The organism is Anaerosporobacter sp. (assembly GCF_965301125.1).
In genome coordinates this window covers 2346-5709 of the sequence record NZ_CBDLAM010000214.1, presented here as the reverse complement: position 1 = coordinate 5709, position 3364 = coordinate 2346, and the positions used below count along the sequence as shown (strand labels likewise).

At 31.7% G+C, this 3364-nt stretch carries 3 protein-coding genes; all 3 read right to left on the bottom strand.

What is annotated here, in order from left to right; translation table 11 throughout:
- Nucleotides 1-219, bottom strand: a 219-nt coding sequence (locus tag ACW2QF_RS16995) for a phosphoribosylaminoimidazolesuccinocarboxamide synthase (protein ID WP_455717206.1), incomplete at its 3' end; no start/stop codon positions are given.
- 249 nt (nucleotides 220-468) lie between these two features.
- Nucleotides 469-1524 carry an aldose epimerase family protein gene (locus ACW2QF_RS16990; protein WP_455717205.1) on the bottom strand — a complete coding sequence of 352 codons (1056 nt, stop codon included), beginning with the start codon at nucleotides 1522-1524 and terminating at the stop codon, nucleotides 469-471.
- A gap of 2 nt (nucleotides 1525-1526) precedes the next feature.
- Nucleotides 1527-3364, bottom strand: a 1838-nt coding sequence (locus tag ACW2QF_RS16985; protein WP_455717204.1) for a PAS domain-containing protein, incomplete at its 5' end; no start/stop codon positions are given.

The following is a 3364-nucleotide window of genomic DNA, read 5'->3' as shown; positions in this document are numbered from 1 at the left end:
TTCATCTACAAAGTGAGTTGGAATACCTGCTTTATCAAGAAGCTTAAACAAATGATTACTCATTTTGTTATTAATAACACCTTTACCAACAATAGTTCCTTTTTTCAAACCATTGAATGCAGTTGCGTCATCTTTGTAATCTACAATGTATACGTCTTCTACATCTGTTGTGTAAACCTTTTTAGCCTTGCCTTCATAAAGCATTTCTAATTTTTTCATCGTTTGCCACCTATCCTTTGATTCCCTATTTTGAAATTGCTATTATTAGTAACTATTCAGTTATTAGCTACTTTCAATTATAAACTAGCCAAAAAGATAAGCAACAGTTTTTTAAATTTTTGTCATATTACACGAAAAGAAAGTGGGTATTTTACTAGTTTTGTATACATTTATTAAGCCTATAAATGCAGTAATAAGGAGCACTTTTTAATCATTTCAGCGCTCCTTATAACCATGTTTTATATACAATTATATCGTAGTAAATTTATAAATTGTTACATATTCGTATTCTTGTTCTGCCTTAATGATTGAAGAAGGAAAATTTGGTGTATTACAAGCATTTGGATAGAATTGAGTCTCAAAACATACTCCATCTCTTGAATTGTATGTAACCCCATCTTTACCAGCTTCTCCACTTATGAAATTACCAGTATAGAATTGCATACCAGGAGTATCTGTAAATACCTCCATCTTACGTCCACTTGTCTCATCAATTAACTCAGCCACTAATTCAACATCCGTTGTTTCATGATTTAAAACATAGTTATGATCATAACCATTTCCCTGTTTTAATGGTTTATAGTCTGCATCAATATCTCTTCCAATTGTTTTAGCAGTTCTAAAATCCATTGGCGTTCCCTCTACATCAGCTATCTCACCTGTTGGAATTAAATTATCATCCGTTGGTGTAAATTGATTTGCATTAATCCAAACCTTATGATTCAATGCAGATCCTGATGCATGTCCAGAAAGGTTAAAGTATGAGTGATTTGTAAAGTTGACTACGGTATCTTTATCTGATACTGCAAGATATTCAATCACAAGTTCATTATCATCCGTTAAGGTATATGTTACTGTCACATCAAGATTTCCTGGAAAACCTTGCTCCATATCAGGACTCAGACGTGAAAACTCAATTGTTGATGAATCTACATCTTCATAATATTCAGCATCATAAATGAATTTATTAAAGCTTTTACTTCCTGAATGTAAGTTGTTGTTACCGTCATTCTTCTCAAGTTCGTATGTTTTACCATTGATTGCAAATGATGCATTGCCAATACGGTTAGCATGTCTTCCGATAAAAGAACCGAACCCTGGTGAATTCTTCATATATTGCTCTAGATTATCATATCCAAGAACAATATCTTCTAGTTTACCTTTTGCATCTGGAACTAACAGCTTCACAATTGTTGCTCCATAATCACTGAATACCGCTGTCATTCCAGCTTTATTCTTTAGGGTATATAAGTGAGCTTTTCCCCCATCTTGCGTTTTACCAAATACATCTTTCTTAATACTCATTCTTATTCTCCTCTTTGCAATATTGCTTTAATTATATTTGATACATCTGTTAACAATCCTATTTTCTCATCGGTCCACTCTGATTTTGGATTTCTATCACAGAATGCTAAAATAAAATTCTTCCCTGATTCAAATTCAAATAGAATCATTATCAATGATTTTACTTTACGAAAGCGAAATTGTCTATAAAGTGTTTCCGGTATTTCACCTTGTTGATAAATAACTACATTGGCATGTTTATAAATTGTTACTAACGCTTCACATTCTCTTAGATTCAGTTTTTCATAAACTTGTGTTGTTCTATGTTTTTCTTCACCTTTATTGTTCCATTCAATCAGTTTTTCGTAACTATATTCACCCGTTTGATGGAATAATATAATTTCACCAACATAAATATATTGAGCGAGATTATGAAAAATTTTATTCAACGCATTTTTCCAGTTGTCCTCAACCAATGCAATCTCTAATTCCTTGTTTAAGAAATCTTCCTTTCTTTTGACCATTCTTAGTTGTTCTTCTGCGTGTTCTCTACGATCAATTTCTCTAATTAATTCTAGATTTTTTTGCACTGAACTACATAAGTTTCCTACCATATTATTAAGAAAAAATATCATTGGAGAATCCGAAGGTATCTCTTCTTTCGTTAGAATATCCAGTAAACCAATTAATTTATCTTCAACTTTAAATGGAACAGCGTAAACATACACCCCACTTACATTATCATACAAGTAATTTGGCTCTCCATTCCTCACCTGTCTGTATAAGTTACGAAAAATCTCTCTCCCCGCATGCTTCTCATAGTATTGATACACCTCTTGTGCAATATCAGGTCGTTGTATAATATCACACAGTGTTCTTCCTACATAATCTGTTATTGTGCAACTTATATTCATCATATCTGCAAAGCTCTGTATAGAGGTTAATAATTCTTCCATCTTAAATAAGTCGGTAAATCGTACCAATTTTATTGGAATATCTCCTTTTTTAATTGTTTCTATCTTTGCCTTCATTACATCTTTGCTGATTTCTAATTCTTTTTGAAGAGTTTTGATTCCTGTTATATCCCTTAAGATAAAATCAACATATTGATTTTCATCTCCCGCGTTTTCTGAATCCATATTTACACTAATGCCTTTCACCCATATAGGTGAGCCATCTGCCTTGATAATACGGTACTCCATCTCGATTTTTTCAACACCTTGTTTTATAGCAATCAAGAATTCTCGTACCACACGTTTTCGATCTTCTTCTAGAATAAGCTGCCGGAAAGTAATTTTTTTTAGATAAAAATCTTTACATGTATACCCAAGTTTCTTAATATTAGGTGTTATATGTTCTACCGACCACTCATCATCCATACGAATTCTCATAAATATTGTATCATTACTTGCTAATAACTTTGTAAGTCTACTCTTCTCGTTTTTAAGCCAAATTAATTGTTGAGCAAAATCAGTTTTACTTATTATTAAATTATATGCTCCTAGAATTCCTATCACTGTACCATTTTTATTTATAATTGGAATACGTTGGATATTTACAAATTTGCCTATGTTATTTCTGGATCTAATTAATTGCAATACATTCCAAAGAGGCTCTTTTGACTTAATAACCTTATTATCATTATCTAATAGTAACTCCAGAACCTCTTGATCAAGAGTAACAACTATATCTTCAACTCTATCATTGTTTCTTCTAATGTCTTCCAGGCAAAAATAATTTACTCCTTGTAGTTTTAACTTTTTATCTTTCCAATAAAATCTAGGTACATGGTCAAAAAATTTATCACCAAAGCTTTGATTTTCTGTATAGTCAAATATCATTATCACAAGGTGTTTTCCAT